This window comes from Microbacterium algihabitans, from assembly GCF_032464975.1.
GTDB classification, from domain to species: domain Bacteria; phylum Actinomycetota; class Actinomycetes; order Actinomycetales; family Microbacteriaceae; genus Microbacterium; species Microbacterium algihabitans.
Map to the genome: position 1 here is coordinate 1,184,773 of NZ_JAWDIU010000001.1, position 21,750 is coordinate 1,206,522.

The following is a 21,750-nucleotide window of genomic DNA, read 5'->3' on the forward strand; positions in this document are numbered from 1 at the left end:
CGATCCCCCCACGCCAGGAGTTCCTTCGTGACCACTGAGACGCGCGTCCTGTCCGGGCGCTATCGCGTCGACGACCTCATCGGTCGCGGCGGGATGGCGAGCGTGTACCGCGGGTACGACCAGACTCTCGGGCGCACGGTGGCGATCAAGATCCTGCGCTCCGACCTCGCCGGAGACGCGGCGTTCCGCACGCGGTTCCGCCTCGAGGCGCAGGCGGCGTCGCGCATGGCGCACGCCACGATCGTGCGCGTGTTCGATGCGGGCGAAGACGCCGAGACCGGCGTCGACGGGGTCGAGCGCCCCGTGCCCTACATCGTGATGGAGCTCGTCCACGGGCGTTTGCTGAAGGAGATCATCGCCGAAGGCAAGGTGCCCACCGACGAGGCGCTGCGCTACGTCGACGGCATCCTGGAAGCCCTCGAGTACTCGCACCGCGCCGGCGTGGTCCACCGCGACATCAAGCCGGGCAACGTCATGATCACCGACTCCGGTCGCGTGAAAGTCATGGACTTCGGCATCGCCCGCGCCGTGTCGGACTCCTCCTCCACCGTCGCCGAGACCACGGCCATCGTGGGAACCGCCGCCTACTTCTCCCCCGAGCAGGCCAAGGGCGAGTCCGTCGACGCGCGCGCCGACCTGTACTCCACGGGCGTCGTGCTGTACGAGCTGCTCACCGGACGCCCTCCGTTCCGCGGCGAGACCCCCGTGGCCGTCGCCTACCAGCACGTCAGTGAGGCGCCGGTCCCGCCGAGCGAGATCGACGAGTCGATCCCGCGGGCACTCGACGCGATCGTTCTGCGCGCGCTGGCGAAGGATCCCTTCCAGCGCCCGCAGGACGCCGCGAGCTTCCGCGAAGCGCTCGACGAGACCGCCGACGGCAAAGCTCCGAGCAAGCGGCAGATGTCCGCCCTGTCGAACGAGCTGTACGGGCCGAACCCGCGTCAGGCCGCCGAGACCGCGCGCTCGCTCCGCCAGCTCAGCACCGACACGACGATGCGCCGCACGCAGCCCGGACCCCCGGTCGCTTGGATCTGGGCCGGCGTGACGGTGCTCGCCGTTCTGCTCGTCGCCGTGCTGGTGTGGGTCATGCAGATCCAGCCCGCCTCGAACGTGCCCACCAACGCCCTGACCGTTCCCAACGTGGTCGACATGACGTACGACCGCGCCGTCGAGGCACTTCAGGCCGAGCAGCTCACCGCGAGTCGCGTGAACCAGCCCGATGAGAAGATCGCCGCGGGCAACGTCATCAGCTCCACTCCCTCGGCCGGCACAAACGTCACGGCCGGCCAGCAGGTGACCCTTTACGTCTCGACGGGCCCCGACACCGCGACGGTGCCGACTCTCGACGGCATCAACGAGACCGAGGCGCGCACGGCACTCACCAACGCCGGCCTGGTCGTGGGATCCATCCGTCGGCAGAACGACGCCGCCCTCGCCGCCGGCACCGTGATCTCCGCGACGGCCGAGGCGGGCACCGAGGTCGCGAAGGGGACGACGGTCAACCTCGTGGTCGCCAGCGGCAAAGTCGTCATCAACGACTACGCCGGGTACACCCTCGACGGGGCGAAGCGCGAGCTCGAGTCCGACGACAAGCAGCTCACCGTTCTGACCAAGGACGACCCCGGCTGCAAGGCCACCACTCCCGCGACGGTCACGACGCAGTCGCTGGCCCCGGGTGAAGTGCCCGTGCACAGCGAGATCACGCTGATGGTGTGCTCGGGGTCCTGACCCGTCGGGGATGAAGCGCGCTCGCGCGCTCCACGGCGTCGGCCAGACCGGCGTTCTCGAGCCACCGGCCGAGCAGCCGATGGCCGCCCTCGGTCAGCACGCTCTCGGGGTGGAACTGCACGCCCTCCAGCGGCGCGGAGCGGTGGCGGAGCCCCATGACGACGCCCCCGTCGGTGCGCGCCGTGACCTCGAGCTCCGCCGGCAGGCTCGACTCGTCGACGGCGAGGGAGTGATAGCGGGTCGCGACGAACCCGTCGTCGAGACCGGCGAACACCCCGTCGCCGTGGTGGCGGATGACGCTCGTGATGCCGTGCAGCAGTTCGGGAGCCTGAGTCACCCGTGCATCGAAGGCTGTCGCCAGCGCCTGGTGGCCGAGACAGACCCCGAGCAACGGGATGCCGGCGTCCGCGGCCGCGCGGACCACCTCGACCGATCGTCCCGCGTCGACGGGATGACCGGGCCCCGGAGACACGAGCACGGCGTCGTGACGACGCACGGTGTCGACGACGGCGGGATCATGGGCGTCGACCATCGTCGTCTTCGCACCGATGTCGCGGAGATACCCGGCGAGGGTGTGGACGAAGCTGTCGCGGTTGTCGACGACGACGACCCGCAGACCGGTCACTCGACCGTGACCTCCGAGGGGTACACCAGGTCGCTCACCCAGGGGAAGACGTAGAAGAACAGGCCGTAGAGCACGGCCGCCAGAAGCACCAAGAGGATGAGCACGCGGACCCACCAGGGACCGGGCAGAACGCGCCAGAGAGCTCCGTACATCACGCGGCTCCAGAGGTCAGGGACGTGGGAGGGCCCGCTTCGGTGCGCGGGGTGTACGACTCGAAGACGCCGTACGCGATGGCGCGCTCGGAGAACCCGTACCGCGGGCTGCAGGTCGTCATCGTGATGATGCGGTCGGTGGCCTCCACCTGCGGCTGCTGCGGCAGCGGGAGCAGCACGTCGACGCCGTTCGGGCGCACGTACTCGATGTTGCGGAAGCGGTAGGTGTACCAGCCCTGTTCCGTCTCGACGACGACCGCGTCGCCGATGTGCAGCGAGGGGAGGTCGGCGAACGGGGCGCCGTGGCTACCGCGGTGGCCGGCGATGGCGAAGTTGCCGACCTGACCCGGCATGGCCGTATCGGGATAGTGCCCGAGGCCGATCGGGTCGAGCGTGCGCGACGAGCTGACCCCGCCGGCGAGCGGGAACGAGTAGTCGGGCCCGAGCCGCGGGATGCGCACGACGGCGAAGCGCTCGGCATCGCCCGGCTGCGGGAGGGCGGGAGGATCAGCCGTCGGCGGACCGGTGGGCGCCGAGGTTGCCGGCGAGGATGCGGCGGGCGCGGGGGCCGAGGGCTCGAGGGCCCACGAGTCGCTGAGCTCCTGACCTTGGTCCTTGAACTGCGCTCCGATGATCGCGTCGCCGATCCACAGCTGCCAGACCACGAACAGCAGCACGACCACACCCGCCGTCACGAGCAGGTCGCCGATGACTCCGACGACCGAGACGCCGCGCTGAGGAGCGCGGCCGCGCCGTCGCGTACGACGGGTCTGCGGCTCCTGCACGGTCTGCACGAGGCGAGTCTAGTTCCATGAATTCGCGCGTTCCTGACCGTTAGACTGTCCGGCATGGCTCGAACTGGCAAAGGCGAAGACCCGATCGCTGAGCGCAACGACGGTGGATCGGCACCGAACCCCGTGTGGTTCCTGCCCATCATGATCGGCCTCATGCTCATCGGCCTCGTGTGGGTGTTGGTGTTCTACCTCAGCAACTCGCAGTTCCCCATCCCGGGCATCGGTCCGTGGAACCTGGTCATCGGTTTCGGAATCGCCTTCGTCGGCTTCCTCATGACCACGAAGTGGCGCTGACTTACACGCGTGTAATTCATCCCCACCTGTGGATGGTGCTGTGGATAACTATCAGACGTACGCCAGGGCCGGGATCACCAGCAGGGCGAGAAGAACGACGCTGAGCGTCACCAGCAGACCGATCTGCACCCCGCGCTGACGCGGTGCGCGCGTGCGCGAGTAGATGAGGCCGACCAGGGCCCCGGCGATGAGACCACCCAGGTGCGCCTGCCACGAGATGCCCACGGCAGCCAGCGACGCCGCGAAGCTGCCCGAGCCGATCGCGTCGATCCCCGCCACCACGAACGGCCAGGCGAAGTTGATCGCGATGAGGATCGCGATCACGCGGATGTCGGCGCCGATGTGGCGCCCGATCACCAGCAGCGCCCCGAACAGGGCGAAGATCGCACCCGACGCTCCGACCGTCCACACGCCGGGCGCGAGCAGCGCCACGGCGACGGATCCGCCGATCGTGCCGATCAGGTAGAGGGCCAGGAACCGGGCGCGTCCGAGCATCGGCTCGAGGCTGCGGCCGATGAACCACAGCGCGAGCATGTTGAGGGCGATGTGGAAGAAGCCGCTGTGCACGAGAGAGACCGTGAGCAGTCGCCACGGCTGGATGACGCCCAGCTCGGGAATGAGGAAGACGCTGTTGAACGCGAGGAACTGCGTGAGGATCGAGCCCACCCCGGGGATCAACCCGATGATGTAGGTCAATCCCGTGATCGCGATGATCCCGAGCGTCATACGGGGGCGATCGGTCGAGAGCGCCATCGCCGGGCGAGACGCCCATCGACGCTGCGCTTTCTTCTGCGCGGGGGTCTGCTGAGCGCGCTGCTCGGCCATGCACTCCGGGCAGATGACGCCGACGGCGGCGGGTGTCCGACATTCCGAGCACACGGTGCGCATGCACCGCTGGCACAGCACGAAGCTCTGCCGGTCCGGATGCCGGTAACAGAAGTTGTCGCTGTTGCGACGGAACTCGTCGGTCGTGGACACCCGCCGTCGTCCGAGCGTCAGACGGCGACGACGTCGACCGAGTGCAGCACGACGTCTGCCTTCGGCCGGTCCTGCGCGCCGGTGGGAACTGCGGCGATCTCGTCGACGACGGCCTTGGAAGCCTCGTCGGCGACCTCGCCGAAGATGGTGTGCTTGCCCTGCAGCCACGGAGTGGGGTCGGTCGTGATGAAGAACTGCGAGCCGTTGGTGCCCTCGGCCTGACCGGTGATGGCGTTGCGGCGCAGACCGGCGTTGGCCATGGCCAGCTTGTAGGGCTGCGTGAAGTCGAGCTCGGGGTGGATCTCGTCGTTGAAGTTGTATCCCGGGCCGCCGATGCCCTGACCGAGCGGGTCGCCGCCCTGGATCATGAAGTTGGGGATGATGCGGTGGAAGACGACGTCCTTGTAGAGGGGACCTTCGCCCTTCGCCCCGGTCGCCGGGTTCGTCCACTCCTGCGAGCCATCGGAGAGCCCGATGAAGTTGCGGACGGTGCGCGGCGCGTGATCGCCGAACAGGTTGACGACGATGTCGCCGTGGTTGGTGTGCAGGGTCGCGACGGCGGTGTGGTTGGCCATGGGTACATTCTCTCAGAGTTATCTGCAAGGGTCGGCGGTGCCGGCGACCCGTTCTGGCAAGATGAACGAACGTACATCCCATCGACAGGGAGGATGAGCCGTGGGCCTCAGCCGCAAGAGCAAGAAGGAACTGCGCAAGCTCCAGAAGCACGCCGCCAAGGTGTGGGAGTCGCAGCAGGTGCTGCTGGGCGAGAGTGGGAAGGTCGCTCGCGAAGCCGGCCACCAGCTCGGTCGCTTCAGCCGTGAAGACCTCGTCCCCGCCGTGCAGGACGGCTACGGCAAGTACGCCGCTCCGTACGTGGACAAGACCGTCAAGGGCACGAACCGCTTCCTCAGCCAGAAGGTCGTTCCCGCGGCCGGTGCTGTGGTCGGCGGAGCGATGTCGGTGTGGGACGCCGCGGGCGACACCCGTGACCGCATCGCCAAGGGCAAGGGCTTCGAGCTCGACACCCACAAGTACGCCAAGCGTGCCGAGAAGTACGGCAAGCAGGCGTCCAAGCGCCTGTCGAAGAAGCTTCCCTCGCAGCACGACGGCATCGGTGCCGGTGGCGTGATCGCCATCATCCTCGGTCTCGTCGCCGCCGCGGGCGTCGCTTACGCCGCGTGGCAGACGCTGCGCGCCGACGACGAGCTGTGGGTTGCCGACGACCCGCTGCGCGCGCCGGACGCGTGAGCGACCCCACCATCAGAGTCAGAGAGGCCGCGCGCGAGCGCGGCCTCTCTGTCGATGTGCGCGAGCGCCCCGCCGCCTCGAGCCTCGACGAGGCCGCCGACCTCCTCGGCATCCCTTCGGCATCCATCGTCAAGACGCTCGTGGTGAAGCGCTCCGACGACACGTACCTGTTCGCCCTGGTGCCCGGTGACCGGGCGATCTCGTGGGCGAAGCTCCGTGCCGTGGTGGGGGTCAACAAACTCCGCCTGCCCGAACCCGAGCTCGCCCTGGCGGCGACCGGCTACGAGCGCGGCACGATCGTGCCCATCGGCAGCACCACGGCATGGCCCGTCTACGCCGATGAGCGCATCGTCGGCACCCGCATCGCCATGGGTGCCGGCGCGCACGGCTACAGCCTGTTCGTCGACGCCGACGACCTCATCGCCGCCTACGGCGCGACCGTCGCCGACATCACGGTCGACCGCGCCTGACGATCAGGTGGGCAGAAGCCCCGCCATGCGCAGCGCCACGTCGACCAGCTGAACGCGACGGAGCTTGCGGGCCTCCGCGAGGGTGAACCACTCCGCGCGATCGGTCGAGCCGTCGGTCTCGTCCCTCAGGCGACCACCGACGACGTGCGTTCGATAGACGATCCGCAAGGCGTGCAGCGGCCCCTCGGAATCGTGGGCCAACCGTGCCTCGGCCGGGATGACCCGGGAATGAATGCCGAGCAGCTCGTCGATCGCGACGCGGAACCCCGTCTCTTCGCGGACCTCCCGGCGAACGGCCCGGGCGGGATCCTCGCCGGGCTCGAGACCGCCTCCGGGGAGCGTCCACGCGGGCCGTCTACCGTCGATCCAGTGCGCGAGCAGTACACGGCCGTCGGCGTCGGTCACGACGGCGTACGCGGCGACCCGCATGTCCATGACGTGACTCTAGCGAGCGCCGGGGCACGAATGTCGCGGGGCAAAGACGAAAGCCGGCCCGAAGGCCGGCTTTCGTCTCGCGGTTGTGGAGCCTAGGAGATTCGAACTCCTGACATCCTGCTTGCAAAGCAGGCGCTCTACCAGCTGAGCTAAGGCCCCGCGAGGGAAGGGGTGGGGCTACCAGGACTTGAACCTGGGACCTCTTCATTATCAGTGAAGCGCTCTAACCGCCTGAGCTATAGCCCCGTCTCGCTGACGTGATGTCAACCTCGAAGACTTTACCGGATTCGCGAGGTTTTGACGAATCGACGTCAGTTGGAGGTGAAGCCGACGAGCAGGCCGCCGGTCACCTTCACCGCGAGGTTGTAGATGCCTGCCATGACGGCGCCGAGCACCGTCACCACGACCAGGTTGAGGATCGCCACGATCGCGGCGAACGCCATGACCTGGGGCAGACCGATGTACTGCGAGAGCGTCGCCCCACCGTCGGTGAAGCTGGTGAAGAACTCATCGAGCTTCGACAGCAGCGTCGCCGAGACGACCAGGTAGATGAGGAAGTACGAGACCACCGTGACGATGGCCAGGGCGACCGCCACCAGGAACGACAGCTTCACCGCCGACCAGAAGTCGATGTAGACCAGGCGCAGACGCACCTGCTTCGCAGGGGTCTTGTGAGTCGACTTTTTGGCGAGCTTGTCGGCTACCGTGCTCATGCGTCAGTACTTTCCTCGGGGGTGTCGGAAGGGGAGGCGCTGGCCTCGTCCGCGGGTGAAGCGGCGGGCTCAGTGGTCGTCTCCGTCGTCTCGGCGAGGTTCCGCTCGGCGTTGCGCGCGATCGCGATGATCTTGTCATCGCCTCCGGCGCGAGCGAAGACGACACCCATGGTGTCGCGTCCCTTGGCGGGCACCTCGGCCACGCTGGAGCGTACCACCTTGCCGCTGGCAAGAACCACAAGGACCTCGTCGCCCTCGGACACCATCATTCCGCCCGCGAGCACCCCGCGATCGTCGGTCAGACGGGCCACCTTGATGCCCAGACCACCGCGGTTCTGCATGCGGTATTCGGTGACCGCGGTGCGCTTGGCGTAGCCGCCTTCGGTCACCACGAAGACGAATTCGTCGTCCTTGGCGACGGATGCCGAGAGCAGGCTGTCGCCCTCGCGGAAGTCCATCCCCTTCACGCCCGAGGTCGACCGACCCATGGGGCGCAGCGCGTTGTCGGTGGCGGAGAATCGCAGCGACATGCCGAGGCGGCTGATGAGGAGGATGTCGTCGCCCTCGTCGACGAGCATGGCGCTGACGAGCTCGTCGGCGCCGCCCTGCTCGGCGTCGTCGCCCTCGTCGGAGGTCTGACCTCGCAGCTTGATGGCGATGACGCCGCCCTGACGGTTGGTGTCGTACTCCTCGAGGCGGGTCTTCTTGACCAGACCGCCCCGCGTCGCGAGCACGAGGTAGGTCGCGACCTGGTAGTCGCGGATGTCGAGGATCTGCGCGATCTCCTCGTCGGGCTGGAGCGCCAGCAGGTTGGCGACGTGCTGACCCTTGGCGTCGCGCCCGGCCTCGGGCACCTCGTACGCCTTGGAGCGGTACACGCGCCCCTTGTTCGTGAAGAACAGCAGCCAGTGGTGCGTCGTGGTGACGAAGAAGTGCTCGACCACGTCGTCGGCGCGCAGCTGCGCACCCTTCACGCCCTTGCCGCCGCGGTGCTGCGAGCGGTAGTTGTCGCTGCGCGTGCGCTTGATGTAGCCGTCGCGGGTGACGGTGACGACCATCTCCTCTTCGGCGATGAGGTCTTCGATCGAGACGTCGCCGTCGAACCCATGCAGGATCTCGGTGCGACGGTCGTCGCCGAAGCGGTCGACGATCGCCGTGAGCTCGTCGCGGATGATCGTGCGCTGGCGGGCGGGGGTGGCGAGGATGTCGTTGTAGTCCGCGATGCGGGCCTCTAGCTCGGTGGCCTCGTCGACGATCTTCTGGCGCTCGAGGGCAGCGAGACGACGCAGCTGCATGTCGAGGATCGCCTGCGCCTGGATGTCGTCGATATCGAGGAGCTTCTGCAGACCCTCGTTGGCATCCTGAGCCGTCGGCGAGCGACGGATGAGCGCGATGACCTCGTCGAGCGCGTCGAGCGCCTTCAGGTAGCCGCGCAGGATGTGCATGCGCTCTTCGGCCTTGCGAAGGCGGTAGCGCGTGCGCCGGACGATGACCTCGACCTGGTGGTCGATCCACAGGCTGATGAAGCCGTCGAGCGAGAGCGTGCGCGGCACGCCGTCGACGATCGCCAGCATGTTGGCGCCGAAGTTCTCCTGCAGCTGCGTGTGCTTGTAGAGGTTGTTCAGCACGACCTTGGCGACCGCATCGCGCTTGAGCACGACGACCAGGCGCTGACCGGTACGGCCCGAGCTCTCGTCGCGAATGTCGGCGACACCGGTGATCTTGCCCTCGCGGGCGAGGTCGCCGATCTTGACCGCGACGTTGTCGGGGTTGACCTGGTACGGCAGCTCGGTGATCACGAGGCACGTGCGGCCCTGGATCTCCTCGATGTTGACCACCGCGCGCATCGTGATCGAGCCGCGACCGGTGCGGTAGGCGTCCTTGATGCCGCGCGTGCCCAGGATCTGGGCGCGCGTGGGGAAGTCGGGGCCGGGGATGCGCTCCATGAGCGCCTCGAGCAGCTCTTCGCGCGTGGCATCCGGGTTCTCGAGAGCCCACAGGGCACCGCTCGAGACCTCACGCAGGTTGTGCGGCGGGATGTTCGTCGCCATACCGACGGCAATGCCCACCGAACCGTTGACCAGCAGGTTCGGGAAGCGCGCCGGCAGGACCGTGGGCTCCTGCGTCTGGCCGTCGTAGTTGTCCTCGAAGTCGACGGTCTCTTCTTCGATGTCGCGCACCATCTCGAGCGCGAGCGGGGCCATCTTGGTCTCGGTGTAACGCGGGGCGGCGGCGCCCTGGTTTCCGGGAGAGCCGAAGTTGCCCTGACCGAGGGCCAGCGGGTAGCGCAGCGACCAGGGCTGCACCAGACGCACGAGGGCGTCGTAGATCGGGGCGTCACCGTGCGGGTGGTAGTGCCCCATGACCTCGCCCACGACACGGGCGCACTTCGAGAACGACTTGTCGGGGCGGAAGCCGCCGTCGTACATGCCGTAGATCACACGGCGGTGCACCGGCTTGAGGCCGTCGCGCACGTCGGGCAGGGCGCGCCCGACGATGACGCTCATCGCGTAGTCGAGGTAGCTCCGCTGCATCTCGAGCTGCAGGTCGACCTGGTCGATCTTGCCGTGGTTGTGAGCGCCTTCTTCGCGCGCGTCGGCGGGCTCGGGAGTGGTGTCGTCAGCCATGTCTTCTCAGTTTCGTGAATACGTCGGTGCGAGATCTGTCGTGCGGATCAGATGTCGAGGAAGCGGACGTCTTTGGCGTTGCGCTGAATGAAGCTGCGTCGCGACTCGACGTCTTCTCCCATCAGCACCGAGAAGATCTCGTCTGCCGAGGCGGCGTCGTCGATGGTCACCTGCTTCAGCGTGCGGGTCTCGGGGTCCATCGTGGTCTCCCACAGCTCGTGGTCGTTCATCTCGCCGAGACCCTTGTAGCGCTGGATGCCGTTGTCTTTGGGGATGCGGCGTCCGGAGGCCTGACCGTCGACGAGCATCGCGTCGCGCTCGCGGTCGCTGTAGGCGTACTCGTGCGGGTGGTTCGACCACTTCAAGCGGTACAGCGGGGGCTGCGCGAGATACACGAAGCCCGCCTCGATGAGACCGCGCATGTAGCGGAAGAGCAGGGTCAACAGGAGCGTGGTGATGTGCTGGCCGTCGACGTCGGCATCGGCCATCAGCACGATCTTGTGGTACCGCGCCTTGGCCATGTCGAAGTCTTCGCCGATGCCCGTGCCGAAGGCCTGGATCATCGCCTGGACCTCTTTGTTGCCCAGGGCGCGGTCGAGCCGCGCGCGCTCGACGTTGAGGATCTTGCCGCGCAGCGCCAGGATCGCCTGCGTGTGCGGGTCGCGCCCCTGCACGGCCGAGCCGCCGGCCGAGTCACCCTCGACGAGGAAGATCTCGCTGATCGAGGGGTCTTTCGAGGTGCAGTCTTTGAGCTTGTCAGGCATCGCAGCCGACTCGAAGACGCTCTTGCGACGCGCGGTCTCGCGCGCCTTGCGGGCGGCCAGACGAGCGGTCGCGGCGTCGATCGCCTTGCGGATGATGTTCTTCGCCTGCGCGGGATTGCGGTCGAACCAGTCGCCGAGCTTGTCGCCGACGACCTTCTGCACGTAGGCGCGGGCCTCGGTGTTGCCGAGCTTTGTCTTGGTCTGGCCCTCGAACTGGGGCTCCGACAGCTTGACCGAGATGACGGCGGTGAGACCCTCGCGGATGTCGTCGCCGGTCAGGTTGTCGTCTTTCTCTTTAAGCAGGTTGTTCGCCCGCGCGTAGCGGTTGACGAGCGTCGTCAACGCGGCGCGGAAGCCCTCTTCGTGCGTGCCGCCCTCGTGCGTGTTGATGGTGTTGGCGTAGGTGAAGACGTTCTCGGTGTACGCCGTCGTCCACTGCATCGCCAGCTCGAGGGCGATCTTGCGCTCGGTGTCTTCGGACTCGACCTCGATGATCTCGTCGTTGACCACGTCGGCCTTGCGCACGCGGTTGAGGTGTTCGACGTAGTCGACGAGACCGCGCTCGTAGAGGAACGTGTCGTGGCGGGCGTCGGTGACCTCTTCGCCGGGATCGCCTTCGGTGATCACCGACTGCGGACGCTCGTCACGCAGGCTGATGCGCAGCCCCTTGTTGAGGAACGCCATCTGCTGGAAGCGCGTACGCAGCGTGTCGTAGTCGAAGTCGACGGTGTCGAAGATCGTGGCATCCGGCCAGAACGTGATCGTCGTGCCGGTCGCGTCGCTCTCTTCTCCCTGCGCGAGGGGGGCGAGGGGCACGCCGCCGTCGCGGAACGACTGGCGCCATACGTGGCCCTGACGCTTGACCTCGACCTCGAGTCGCGTCGAGAGCGCGTTGACGACTGACGAGCCGACGCCGTGCAGACCGCCCGAGACCGCGTAGCCGCCGCCGCCGAACTTGCCGCCGGCGTGGAGGACGGTGAGTACGACCTCGACGGTCGACTTTCCCTCGGTGCGGTGCATGTCGACCGGGATGCCGCGGCCGTTGTCGACCACGCGCACGGCGCCGTCGCTGAGGATCGTCACCTCGATGGTGTCGCAGTAGCCGGCGAGGGCCTCGTCGACGGAGTTGTCGACGATCTCCTGCACGAGGTGGTGCAGGCCGCGCTCACCGGTGGAACCGATGTACATGCCGGGACGCTTGCGGACCGCCTCGAGACCTTCGAGCACCTGGATGGCGTCTGCCCCGTACTCGTTGGGAACCTTCTTGCTGGTCGCTTCGGGTTCCTCGGAAACGCTGTCGGGGTTTTCGGACGTCATGGGTACGCGCGCTCCAGATCGATTCGTCGGAATCTCCATCCTATCGCGGAAGGGCCCTCGAAATGGCTTGTACGCCCCTACGCGGCGATAAATCGCGCCGAGCCGGGATCGACCATGGCTCAACCGTAGGTATCGCGCGGACCGCGGCCTGGAACGGCTCTGGGCCCCCATTTCCACGAGGGGACGTCGGGCCCTACGAAGCGGATCGCCTCGACACCCGCCTCGGGGTAGCGCCGAATGATCTCCGACAGGATGTGCGCGCGCATGAGCTGGAGCTGTTTCGCCCATGCGGTGGAGTCGGCCTGGACCGTGAGGGTGCCGTTGTCGAGCGCGACCGGGCGGGTGTGCGCGGCAGTGTCGGCACCGGCGACCTCGTCCCAGGTGCGCACGAGGTCTTCGCGCGAGAGCTGCGGCTCCCAGCCGGCGGACTGCGTCAGCGCCGAGAGCACATCGCCGAGGCCGCGGGGGTCGCGCCCGGGAGTGAAAGGAGCGTTCTCCCCGTCGTCGGAACGACGGCGCTTCTTCTTCCTGCGATACGGAGACGGCTCGAGACCACGCAAGCGAAGATAGGTCGCCATCGTCTCGGGGAGCTCCGCCTCGTCAGACATGATCCTGCTCCTGGATCTCGCCGGCCTCGACGCGCACGACGTGCGCACGCAGCGCATCGGGCACGTCTTCTTCGACCGCGGAGGTGACGATGACCTGCTCGTAGCCGCCGGCCAGCTCGGCCAGGCGCGTGCGCCGGCCCGCGTCGAGTTCGGCGAAGACGTCGTCGAGGATCAGCACGGGGTCGCCCAGGCGCGACTCGGCGCGCAGGAGTTCGGCGGAGGCCAGTCGCAGCGACAGCGCGACCGACCACGACTCTCCGTGCGAGGCGTACCCCTTCACCGGCAGACCCCGCACCTGCAGCACGAGGTCGTCGCGGTGGGGACCGACGAGCGTGAGACCGCGCTCGAGCTCGGCGGAGCGACGGGCGGCGAGGGCGGCGCGGAACTGGTCGGCGAGAGGAGCCGATGATCCGCCCGCGTCGACGGCGTCGCCTTCTTCGGGGTCGCCGCCGCCCACCGACAGCGCCCACGACAGACGGGGGTCGTGATCGGCGCCGGCGATCGCCGCGTAGGCGCGGGCCAGAGGGGCGGAGAGATCGGATGCCAGCGCCAGCCGCGCCTCGATCACCTCGGTGCCGAGCGAGACGAGCTTGTCGTCCCACACGTCGAGCGTGCTGAGGGCGTCGCCGCGGATGCCACGGGCCCTGGCCGACTTCAACAGAGCGCTGCGCTGGCGGAGCACGCGGTCGTAGTCGGCGAGCACGGCCGACATGCGAGGAGACCGCTGCACGATCAGCTGATCGGCGAAACGGCGTCGGGCAGACGGGTCGCCGCGCACGATCTGCAGGTCTTCGGGGGCGAAGAGCACGACCTGGGCGTAGCGCGGCAGTTCGGTGGTGCGCACGTTGACCCCGTTGACGCGGGCCTTGTTCGCCCCTTGGCGGTTGAGCTGGAGCTCGAGCAGCACGCTGCGCTCACCGTGGGCGAGTCGGGCGCGCACGATCGCGGCATCCGCCCCGTCACGCACCATCGGGGCGTCGTTCGATACGCGGTGCGAACCCAGCGTGGCGAGATAGGCCACGGCCTCGACGAGGTTCGTCTTTCCTTGACCGTTGCGCCCGATGAAGACGTTCGCGCCGGGCGAGAGCGAGACATCGGCTTCCGCGTAATTGCGGAAGTCCTTCAGTCCGAGCTGCTCCACGATCACCGAGTCAGACTACCCGTCACCTCCGACACCGCCGGGGTCGTGGCGTTCGCGGCTCAGCGCAGCAGCAGGTTCGGCTGCAGCAGGTACTTGAACGAGCCCTCGCCGCCCTTGTCGACCGAGGTCTGCGGGGTGACCAGCACGGGGCTGAGCTTGTTCGCGTTGTCGCTCGAGGTGAACGTGATGCGCGTGAACTCGCTGCGCACCGCTCCGAGCGACTCGAGCAGGTACTGCGGGTTGAGTCCGAGGGTCACCTCGTCGCCGACGAGCGTGGCGTCGACCGACTCGGTCGCACGCGCCTGCTCGGTGCCCGAGGCGTCCATCGACACTCCGTCGGGTCCGAAGGTGAAGCGCAGCGGCGCCGACCGGTCGAGCACGAGGGCGACGCGACGCACGGCCTCTTGGAGCTCAGCGGTGTTGACGACGCTGTAGTGTTCGGTCTGCGCGGGAAACAGGCGACGCACGGGCGGGAAGTTGCCCTTGATCAGCAGCGAGGTCACCGTCTTGTTGCCCGACGAGAACGCGATGATCTCGCGGTCGCCCGAGCCCGAGAACGCGATGGAGATGTCGCCGCCGTGCGCGAAGGTCTTGCCGACCTCCTGCAGGGTGCGGGCCGGCACGAGGGCGGAGGTGGGCTCGTCGGATGCCGTGGCGCCGCCGTCCCAGGGGATCTCGCGCAGCGCGACGCGGTAGCGGTCGGTGGCGACCAGGCTCAGACGCGTGCCGGTGACCTCGAGCTGCACGCCGGTGAGGACCGGGGTGACGTCGTCGCGCGACGCGGCGAACGCGACCTGCGCGATGGCCGTGGCGAACTCGTCGGCCGGCACGAGGCCGGACTCGCCGGAGACCTCGGGGATGGCCGGGTATTCCTGCACGGGCATCGACGCGAGCGTGAACCGCGCGGAACCGCACGTCAGCAAGATGCCGCCGTCGTCGTCGACCGCGATCTGGATCGGGGCGTTCGGCAGACGGCTCGCGATGTCGCTGAGGAGGCGGCCGTGAACGAGGATGGTGCCCGGCTCGTCGACCGTGGCCTCGATCGTCGTGCGTGCGGATGCTTCGTAGTCGAAGGCCGCGAGGGTGAGCCCCTGCTCGCCGGCCTCGATGAGCACACCGGCCAGGATCGGCTGCGGATTGCGCTGAGGCAGGAGCTTGACCACGAACGAGACGGCTTCGCTGAACACATCGCGATTGACGTGGAACTTCACGGACGCTCCCTTGACGGCGGGTATGGCTTACCCATGCTAGTGCCCCACTCGCATCGAGCCATCGAGGCCCGACCGCACCACGAGGTCATCGAATGACCCTTAACGAAGAGATGGAGTCTTCATCTTGTTAACAGCTGTGGAGAGTGTGGATAACTTCCGACACGCTTGTTGACAGCAGGGATCGCGGCGGTTGTTAACTGTGGACTCGCTGCGGACCGCCTGTGTTGTTAACACGATCCCGGATGCCGGCTCCTGACGCCCGTCCACAGCCTCTCGGCGCGTCCTACACATCTCATCCGCAGCAATCGGGAGTTATCCACAGGTTTTCCACACTGTGTAGAACCGTGTCGAAAAGTGCCTCCGAGGGGCGTTCAGCCCCGGAATCACGCGGGAAAACGCGAAAAGGGTCCGCCGCGGATGCGGACGGACCCTTCACGGGAGAGAGGCGCTCAGCGCATACGGCCGAGCTGGCTTGTGATCTCCGAGACCTGGTTGAAGATCGATCGACGCTCCTTCATGAGGTCGCTGATCTTCTTGTAGGCGTACATCACGGTGGTGTGATCGCGGTTGCCGAAGAGCTGGCCGATCTTGGGCAGCGACAGGCTCGTGCGTTCGCGGCACAGGTACATGGCGATCTGTCGAGCCGTCGCCACGGCCTGCGAACGACTCGAGCCGTACAGGTCGTCGACCGACAGTTTGAAGTACTGCGCCGTGGCCGTGATGATGTCGGTCGGCGAGATGACGTTGGCGTCGTCCTGGTCGATGATGTCGCGCAGCACGGTCTGGGCGAGCGACATGTCGAGGGTCGAGCGGTTCAGGCTCGCGAACGCCGAGACGCGGATCAGTGCGCCCTCGAGCTCGCGGATGTTCGACGACACCACGGTGGCGATGTACTCGAGGACGTCGTCGGGGATGAGCAGCCGTTCGCTCTGCGCCTTCTTGCGGAGGATCGCGATGCGCGTCTCGAGGTCGGGCGCCTGCACGTCGGTGATCAGGCCCCACTCGAAGCGGCTCCGCATGCGGTCTTCGAAGCCCGTCAGCTGCTTCGGCGGCAGATCGCTCGTGATGACGACCTGCTTGTCGTGATCGTGCAGCGTGTTGAACGTGTGGAAGAAGGCTTCCTGCGTCTCGGCGCGACCCTGGAGGAACTGGATGTCGTCGATCAGCAGGATGTCGACGTCGCGGTATCGCGCCTGGAACGCCGAGCCGCGGTTGTTCGCGATCGAGTTGATGAAGTCGTTCGTAAACTCTTCGCTCGAGACGTATCGGACCCGAATGCCGGCGTACATACTCGCGGCGTAGTCGCCGATGGCGTGGAGCAGGTGGGTCTTGCCCAGGCCCGAGTCGCCGTAGATGAAGAGCGGGTTGTACGCCTTCGCCGGCGCCTCGGCCACGGCGACGGCTGCCGCATGCGCGAAACGGTTGGACTGACCGATCACGAAGTTGTCGAAGGTGTATTTCGGGTTGAGCCGGGTGTCGTTGCGCGAGGCCGGGACGATCGGCTCGGGCGCCTGATCGATCACGGGGGAATGCCCGGCGGTGGGGGCCGTCGCGGACGCCCGTGTCTCGGCCGGCGCGGGCGACGAGGGGGAACTGTGGTGCGAGTCTCCGATGTCGGGGTTCACCACGACGCGGAAGGTGCTGACCTCGGGATCGGTCCCCTGCACCTGCGCGAGGGCTTCGAGGATCGGCGCGCGCATGCGCTTGTTGAACTGCGCCGCGGTGAGATCGTTCGGGACGTCCAGGTACAGGGTGCCGCCCATCACTCCCTGCGGTACGGCCAGATTGAGGAAGCCGTGGAGCTGCGGGGTGACGCGGTCGTCGGTGAGAAGATGGTCCAGCACGGTCGACCAGACAGGTACATCCGGGAGCTCGTGCAGAGACATGTCCCCTCCGGGATCTTGACGCGACGGGTGATCGACGTGTCGCGTCGAACCTGTGGATAACTTCCGGGGCCACGCTAGTTCGCGGCTCTCGCGGAGCAAAATCCACTGTAGAGGCCGGTCGCGTGTCTTTGCCACGGTTGTGGACAACGCTTGGGGATAATGAGCGGTCGGCTTCCCGGTTTGAGTTAACGCCGCGCGCGACGTAGCCTTAGTCGGTTGACTTATGCCTATACGGCAGTCCCGACCCCGTCCCCGGCAGAAGAGCATCGGGCGACACCACCTCCGGAGTGACCCATGAGCAAGCGCACCTTCCAGCCCAACAACCGCCGCCGCGCCAAGAAGCACGGCTTCCGTGCCCGCATGCGTACGCGTGCCGGCCGCGGCATCCTCGCGGCCCGCCGCGCCAAGGGCCGTACCGAGCTCTCGGCCTGATAGACCCGGTGCTCGCGAAGCCGAACCGACTCACCCGCGGATCGGACTACAAAGCCACAGTCCGACGGGGCTCTCGGTGTGCCGGAGCGCACACCGTGACCTACGTCGGAACGTCGGCTGAGACCGATTCGCCCCGCTTCGGCTTCATCGTGAGCCGACAGGTCGGCTCCGCGGTCACCCGCAACACCATTCGCCGCCGCCTCAAAGCGGTGTGCGCCGAGGCGCTCCCGTCCATCCGCGGGGGCGCCTCGATCGTCATCCGAGCACTTCCGTCGGCCGCGACCGCTGATTATGCGACGCTCCGAGCCGACGTGGTGCGGTGTCTCGAACGAAAAGCATCGGCATGAGCGCTTCGACACTGCCGACCTCGGCGACCGGGGCGGCCCACCTGACCGCTGACGGGGTCGTGGCATCCATCCCCCTCCTCCCCCGTAACGCAGGGCTCGCCCTGCTCCATGCATATCGAGCGACGATCTCGCACGTCTATGGCGATGTGTGCAAGTACTACCCGTCCTGCTCCGCCTATTCGGTGGGCGCCGTGCAGCAGCACGGACTCGTGAAGGGCATCGCGTTCACCGCGGCCCGTCTCGCACGCTGTCATCCCTGGGCTCAGGGTGGCATCGACGACGTCCGTCCTCATCGGGCCTTCCGCCACGAACTCACTCGGCACGGTTTCGTCGTGCCCGCCCGAAAGGACTGATCGTGCAATTCGATCTCATTGGGACCATCCTCTGGCCACTGAAATGGATGGTCGAGCTCGTGCTGGTGGGCTGGCACGCGCTCTTCACCGCGGTCGGGCTCGCTCCCGCCGCCGGCCTCACGTGGGTGCTGTCCATCGTCGGACTCGTGCTCATCGTGCGTGCCGCCCTCATCCCGCTCTTCGTGAAGCAGATCAAGAGCCAGCGCAAGATGATGGAGATCGCTCCTGAGCTGCGCAAGGTGCAGGAGAAGTACAAGGGCAAGCGCGACCAGCTCTCTCGCGAGGCGATGAGCCGCGAGACGATGGCCCTGTACAAGAAGCACGGCACGACGCCCGTCTCGAGCTGCCTCCCGCTGCTCGTGCAGATGCCCATCTTCTTCGCGCTGTTCAGCGTGCTGAACGACGTCTCCAAGCACGCCGCCGTCGGTCAGGGTGGTGTGGGTCTGCTCACGCCCGAGCTGACGACGGAGTTCTACGACGCCCGCCTGTTCGACGTGGCATCCATGCACGTGAACCTCGTCACCGCGTGGGGTCAGTCCGATGGACAGGTCACCGTGGCGATCCTGCTGACGCTCGTCGTGCTCATGATCGCGTCGCAGTTCTTCACGCAGCTGCAGATCATTTCGAAGAACCTGTCGCCCGAGGCCAAGACCGGTCAGGCGTACCAGATGCAGAAGATCATGCTCTACATCCTGCCGCTGGCCTTCATCTTCTCGGGTGTCTTCTTCCCGCTCGGAGTCGTCATCTACTGGTTCGTCAGCAACCTGTGGACGATGGTGCAGCAGTTCGTCGTCATCCGCGAGATGCCCACTCCCGGCTCCGACGCCGCCAAGGCCCGCGAGGAGCGTCTCGCACGCAAGGGCAAGGCGATCGACTCGTCGGGCAAGGTCGTGCCGATCGAGAAGTACGAGGCCGAGCAGCAGCGTCTGTTCGAAGAGGCCGAGAAGGCCCGCGCCACCCAGCCGAAGCGCCAGCAGCCGGTGGGCAAGCAGCGCGCCAAGAAGCAGCAGTCCGCCAAGAATCCCGGCACCGGTGGTGCGTCGGGCTCCTCCTCCCCCGCCTGACCCACGGAGATCACGATGACGACGTCCGATCAGATCGCCCCCGACCAGACCGCCGCCACCGAGGAGCAGCTCGAGCAGGAAGGCGACATCGCCGCCGACTACCTCGAGGGCCTGCTCGACATCGCCGACATCGACGGCGACCTGGCGCTCGACGTGCGCGCCGGCCGTGCCTACGTGTCGGTCGAAGCCGACGACGTGTCGGCGCTCTCGGCGCTCTCGCACCCCGACACCGTGCAGGCGTTGCAGGAGCTGACGCGCCTCGCGGTGCAGAGCTCGACCGGACGCTTCTCGCGCTTGATCCTCGACATCGGCGGCTCCCGCGACGCACGCCAGCGTCAGCTCGAGACGCTCGTCGAGCGGGCGATCACGCGCCTCGAAGAGGGAGCCTCCCAGGCATCGCTGCCGGCGATGTCGAGCTACGAGCGCAAGCTGGTGCACGACATCGCGGCCGACCGGGGGTACTCCTCCGAGTCGTTCGGCGAGGGTGCCGACCGGCACACTGTGCTGCGACGCGGCTGAGCGGGGATGGCGGAGCAACTCGAGACGGAGCCGGATGCCGCGGCGACGCTGTTCGGCGACCGGATCGACCTCGCGCGGCGGTTCGCCGAGAACCTTGCCGTCCATGGTGAGGAGCGTGGCCTCATCGGTCCGCTCGAGGTTCCTCGGCTGTGGACGCGCCACATTCTGAACAGTGCGATCGCGGCTCCGTTCTTCTCGGGTCGCGCGGTCGATGTGGGTTCAGGCGCCGGCTTGCCCGGGCTCGTTCTGGCCATCGCACGACCCGACGTCGAGTGGACGCTCATCGAGCCCATGGAGCGTCGCACGGCGTGGCTGACGGAGCAGGTGTCGGAGTTGGGACTGTCGAACGTTTCTGTCGCCCGCATGCGGGGCGAGGAGTGGGCGGAGGGCCGGGTCTTCGATGTCGCGACGGCGCGCGCCGTGAGCGCTCTGCGGACGCTCCTGCCGTTCACCGCTCCCCTCGTACGCCCGGGCGGTCGGCTCGTCTTCCTGAAGGGCGCCAACGTCGGTGCCGAGGTCGAGGCTGCGGCCAAGCAGGTGCGCAAATTCGGCCTGCAGGACGTGACGGTCGAGATCGTGGGCGAAGGTCTGCTCGACGAGCCCACGCGCGTGTTCCTGGCCACGGTCTCACGCTGACGCGGGGCGACTCACCGTCCTCTCGCCGCGTGAGATGGGCGGAGCGCTCGGATCGAGGCTCTTGAGGAGCAGACCGAACGCCTCGTCTGCGCGGTCCACGTCTGCCGTGGCGTCGATGTCGAGGATCAAACCCCGGATGACGGCGAGCACGAGCGTCGCCGACTCGGCTCGATCGATTGTGGCGAGGCCGGCTTCGAGCGGCGGCAGCCAGTCGGTCGTGGCCTTGGCGCGAAAGCCCGGCCACAGCGAGGTGTCGTGCTGCTCGGTCAGTTGGCCGAACATCCGCAGAAACGGCTGCGCCCGGGGGCCGGTCATGGCCACCCACGCGCGCGCGAGCGTGGAGGCGTACGACTCCCCCGGCACAACGCTGAACAACGCTGCGAAGTACTCGAGGTGGCGTTGACGTGCCCGGCGAAGAACGGCACGCAGGAGCTCGTCGCGGGTGCCGAAGTGGTACAGCAACATCCGCGCCGATGTTCCCGTCGCGTCGACGAATGGCTGCAGACGGTCCGGCAGGCCGTGCTCCAGGGCGTGGTCGGTGCACCTGTCGAGAAGGTGTTCCGAGATGTCGGGTTGCTTCGGTCGTCCCACGTGTCGATAGTTTCATGTAATGGTCAGTACGTCTATTCCAGCGCGCGAGGGTGCACGCGGGTGTGATTCGCGTTGTGTGTATTGCCGAGCGCTGGGATGCGGTGGAGAAGGGCAGCGGCGATCGAACCCCGTTCCCGTGCAGGAGCGCGCGGAGTCACAACGGACGCGACCGCTTGGAGTTGTGTGGCGAACCAGCGCGGTCTGATCGATGCGCTGACGGTGAGCGCCCACACTCTTCGTTCACGGCGTTACCGGCTCGACGACGAACAGGTCGTCGGAAGCTCTTCAGGTGGGCCCGTCATGCGCGGAGGCCGGGAGTCATCTCCACGATTCGTGCTGTGGTGGAGGTGTTCACTTCTTCGCGAATGGGGATCGGCGAGCGTCGCGCGACGGACTCTGCCAGGGGCACGGTGGCAGGTGAGGCAAGGCCACTCGACAGGTGCGAAGATCAGTCGCTTATCGAGTACACGGGGCACGACGTGACACTCGAGGCGTCGGCGGGTGCGTCGAGTCGATTCTCCTCGCAGTTCGCTGCCCTCCAACGACGGGGCGACGCGCGCGGGATCGTGCGGCGTGGGCTCCCCGGCATTCGTCTGCGGCGGGGCCGGAACGCATCCAGGTATGTAGCCAGGTCCTGCGGAGAGGTCTGACCGATCCGCTCACCCGTCGGGGCGGTACCGCCGGGACGCGCCGCGTTCCGGCGCGACAGTCGCTCGATGGGGAGGCCACGTCGAAACAGACCCGCGGCGAGCCGCAAGGAGGACGTGATGAGCGTGAGGCGCTGCCCAAAGGCCCCGTGTCTCGGGCTGCGCCGGAG

24 protein-coding genes and 2 tRNA genes are annotated in these 21,750 nt (G+C 67.4%); 10 read left to right on the plus strand and 16 right to left on the minus strand.

Going from position 1 to position 21,750, the window contains the following annotated elements; translation table 11 throughout:
• Positions 1–27: 27 nt before the first annotated feature.
• Positions 28–1,728, plus strand: a complete 1,701-nt coding sequence (gene pknB, locus RWH43_RS05585) for a Stk1 family PASTA domain-containing Ser/Thr kinase (protein ID WP_316000889.1) — start codon at positions 28–30, stop codon at positions 1,726–1,728.
• On the opposite strand, the gene RWH43_RS05590 is transcribed toward pknB, so the two are convergent.
• From RWH43_RS05590 to RWH43_RS05600, 3 genes are read right to left on the minus strand one after another with little or no spacing between them, the layout of a single operon-like run.
• Entirely contained in the window at positions 1,700–2,353 is a 654-nt protein-coding gene (locus RWH43_RS05590) for an anthranilate synthase component II (protein ID WP_316000890.1), read from the minus strand. The genes pknB and RWH43_RS05590 overlap by 29 nt on opposite strands.
• A complete protein-coding gene (locus RWH43_RS05595) occupies positions 2,350–2,505 on the minus strand; it encodes a hypothetical protein (RefSeq protein ID WP_187358435.1) in 156 nt (51 codons plus the stop codon). The genes RWH43_RS05590 and RWH43_RS05595 overlap by 4 nt, the downstream gene beginning before the upstream one ends.
• Positions 2,505–3,299, minus strand: a complete 795-nt coding sequence (locus tag RWH43_RS05600; protein ID WP_144830899.1) for a class E sortase — start codon at positions 3,297–3,299, stop codon at positions 2,505–2,507. Before RWH43_RS05600 ends, RWH43_RS05595 begins: the two co-directional genes overlap by 1 nt.
• A gap of 54 nt (positions 3,300–3,353) precedes the next feature.
• Between RWH43_RS05600 and RWH43_RS05605 the strand changes: the two genes are divergently transcribed.
• Positions 3,354–3,593 carry a cell division protein CrgA gene (locus RWH43_RS05605; protein WP_144830902.1) on the plus strand — a complete coding sequence of 80 codons (240 nt, stop codon included), beginning with the start codon at positions 3,354–3,356 and terminating at the stop codon, positions 3,591–3,593.
• 51 nt (positions 3,594–3,644) lie between these two features.
• On the opposite strand, the gene RWH43_RS05610 is transcribed toward RWH43_RS05605, so the two are convergent.
• Both RWH43_RS05610 and RWH43_RS05615 read right to left on the minus strand, forming a co-directional pair.
• Positions 3,645–4,571, minus strand: a complete 927-nt coding sequence (locus RWH43_RS05610; RefSeq protein ID WP_262346253.1) for a rhomboid family intramembrane serine protease — start codon at positions 4,569–4,571, stop codon at positions 3,645–3,647.
• A gap of 17 nt (positions 4,572–4,588) precedes the next feature.
• A complete protein-coding gene (locus RWH43_RS05615) occupies positions 4,589–5,146 on the minus strand; it encodes a peptidylprolyl isomerase (RefSeq protein WP_144830905.1) in 558 nt (185 codons plus the stop codon).
• Between the two features lie 100 nt (positions 5,147–5,246).
• Between RWH43_RS05615 and RWH43_RS05620 the strand changes: the two genes are divergently transcribed.
• Positions 5,247–5,819, plus strand: coding sequence for a DNA helicase (locus RWH43_RS05620; RefSeq protein WP_154097005.1), 573 nt, complete (start codon positions 5,247–5,249; stop codon positions 5,817–5,819).
• The gene (locus RWH43_RS05625) at positions 5,816–6,289 is read left to right on the plus strand and encodes an aminoacyl-tRNA deacylase (protein WP_316000891.1); all 474 of its coding nucleotides are present in this window, start codon (positions 5,816–5,818) and stop codon (positions 6,287–6,289) included. Before RWH43_RS05620 ends, RWH43_RS05625 begins: the two co-directional genes overlap by 4 nt.
• Before the next feature lie 3 nt (positions 6,290–6,292).
• On the opposite strand, the gene RWH43_RS05630 is transcribed toward RWH43_RS05625, so the two are convergent.
• The 10 genes from RWH43_RS05630 to dnaA form a co-directional block, all read right to left on the minus strand.
• The gene (locus tag RWH43_RS05630) at positions 6,293–6,724 is read right to left on the minus strand and encodes an NUDIX hydrolase (protein ID WP_144830914.1); all 432 of its coding nucleotides are present in this window, start codon (positions 6,722–6,724) and stop codon (positions 6,293–6,295) included.
• Between the two features lie 86 nt (positions 6,725–6,810).
• A tRNA-Ala gene (locus RWH43_RS05635) sits at positions 6,811–6,883 on the minus strand.
• Between the two features lie 13 nt (positions 6,884–6,896).
• Positions 6,897–6,970, minus strand: a tRNA-Ile gene (locus RWH43_RS05640).
• A gap of 65 nt (positions 6,971–7,035) precedes the next feature.
• Entirely contained in the window at positions 7,036–7,437 is a 402-nt protein-coding gene (locus tag RWH43_RS05645) for a DUF3566 domain-containing protein (RefSeq protein WP_144830917.1), read from the minus strand.
• Positions 7,434–10,064, minus strand: a complete 2,631-nt coding sequence (gene gyrA, locus RWH43_RS05650) for a DNA gyrase subunit A (protein ID WP_316000892.1) — start codon at positions 10,062–10,064, stop codon at positions 7,434–7,436. The genes RWH43_RS05645 and gyrA overlap by 4 nt, the downstream gene beginning before the upstream one ends.
• Positions 10,065–10,111: 47 nt before the next feature.
• Complete coding sequence (gene gyrB, locus RWH43_RS05655; RefSeq protein WP_316000893.1) at positions 10,112–12,145, minus strand: DNA topoisomerase (ATP-hydrolyzing) subunit B; 2,034 nt, start codon at positions 12,143–12,145, stop codon at positions 10,112–10,114.
• A 119-nt stretch (positions 12,146–12,264) separates the two neighbouring features.
• Positions 12,265–12,753 (minus strand): DciA family protein, encoded by a 489-nt coding sequence (locus RWH43_RS05660; RefSeq protein WP_316000894.1) that lies wholly within the window; start codon positions 12,751–12,753, stop codon positions 12,265–12,267.
• The gene (gene recF / locus RWH43_RS05665) at positions 12,746–13,900 is read right to left on the minus strand and encodes a DNA replication/repair protein RecF (RefSeq protein WP_144830928.1); all 1,155 of its coding nucleotides are present in this window, start codon (positions 13,898–13,900) and stop codon (positions 12,746–12,748) included. Before recF ends, RWH43_RS05660 begins: the two co-directional genes overlap by 8 nt.
• Before the next feature lie 53 nt (positions 13,901–13,953).
• Positions 13,954–15,105 carry a DNA polymerase III subunit beta gene (gene dnaN / locus RWH43_RS05670; protein WP_316000895.1) on the minus strand — a complete coding sequence of 384 codons (1,152 nt, stop codon included), beginning with the start codon at positions 15,103–15,105 and terminating at the stop codon, positions 13,954–13,956.
• Positions 15,106–15,554: 449 nt separating this feature from the next.
• On the minus strand, positions 15,555–16,991 hold the full coding sequence (dnaA, locus tag RWH43_RS05675; protein WP_144830933.1) for a chromosomal replication initiator protein DnaA: 1,437 nt from the start codon (positions 16,989–16,991) through the stop codon (positions 15,555–15,557).
• Between the two features lie 294 nt (positions 16,992–17,285).
• Here dnaA and rpmH point away from each other — a divergent pair, with 294 nt between their 5' ends.
• Genes rpmH through rsmG form a run of 6 tightly spaced genes read left to right on the plus strand, consistent with a single transcriptional unit; the run spans position 17,286 to position 20,342 of the window.
• A complete protein-coding gene (gene rpmH / locus RWH43_RS05680) occupies positions 17,286–17,423 on the plus strand; it encodes a 50S ribosomal protein L34 (RefSeq protein WP_013584598.1) in 138 nt (45 codons plus the stop codon).
• An 8-nt stretch (positions 17,424–17,431) separates the two neighbouring features.
• Positions 17,432–17,770, plus strand: coding sequence for a ribonuclease P protein component (rnpA, locus tag RWH43_RS05685; protein WP_144830964.1), 339 nt, complete (start codon positions 17,432–17,434; stop codon positions 17,768–17,770).
• Positions 17,767–18,123, plus strand: a complete 357-nt coding sequence (gene yidD / locus RWH43_RS05690; RefSeq protein ID WP_154097008.1) for a membrane protein insertion efficiency factor YidD — start codon at positions 17,767–17,769, stop codon at positions 18,121–18,123. The genes rnpA and yidD overlap by 4 nt, the downstream gene beginning before the upstream one ends.
• Before the next feature lie 2 nt (positions 18,124–18,125).
• Positions 18,126–19,187 carry a membrane protein insertase YidC gene (gene yidC, locus RWH43_RS05695; protein ID WP_144830970.1) on the plus strand — a complete coding sequence of 354 codons (1,062 nt, stop codon included), beginning with the start codon at positions 18,126–18,128 and terminating at the stop codon, positions 19,185–19,187.
• 15 nt (positions 19,188–19,202) lie between these two features.
• Complete coding sequence (locus RWH43_RS05700) at positions 19,203–19,706, plus strand: Jag family protein (protein WP_230703934.1); 504 nt, start codon at positions 19,203–19,205, stop codon at positions 19,704–19,706.
• Positions 19,707–19,712: 6 nt separating this feature from the next.
• Positions 19,713–20,342 (plus strand): 16S rRNA (guanine(527)-N(7))-methyltransferase RsmG, encoded by a 630-nt coding sequence (rsmG, locus tag RWH43_RS05705; RefSeq protein ID WP_144830975.1) that lies wholly within the window; start codon positions 19,713–19,715, stop codon positions 20,340–20,342.
• Here rsmG and RWH43_RS05710 read toward each other — a convergent pair.
• On the minus strand, positions 20,334–20,933 hold the full coding sequence (locus RWH43_RS05710; protein WP_316000896.1) for a TetR/AcrR family transcriptional regulator: 600 nt from the start codon (positions 20,931–20,933) through the stop codon (positions 20,334–20,336). The genes rsmG and RWH43_RS05710 overlap by 9 nt on opposite strands.
• Between the last annotated feature and the right edge of the window lie 817 nt (positions 20,934–21,750).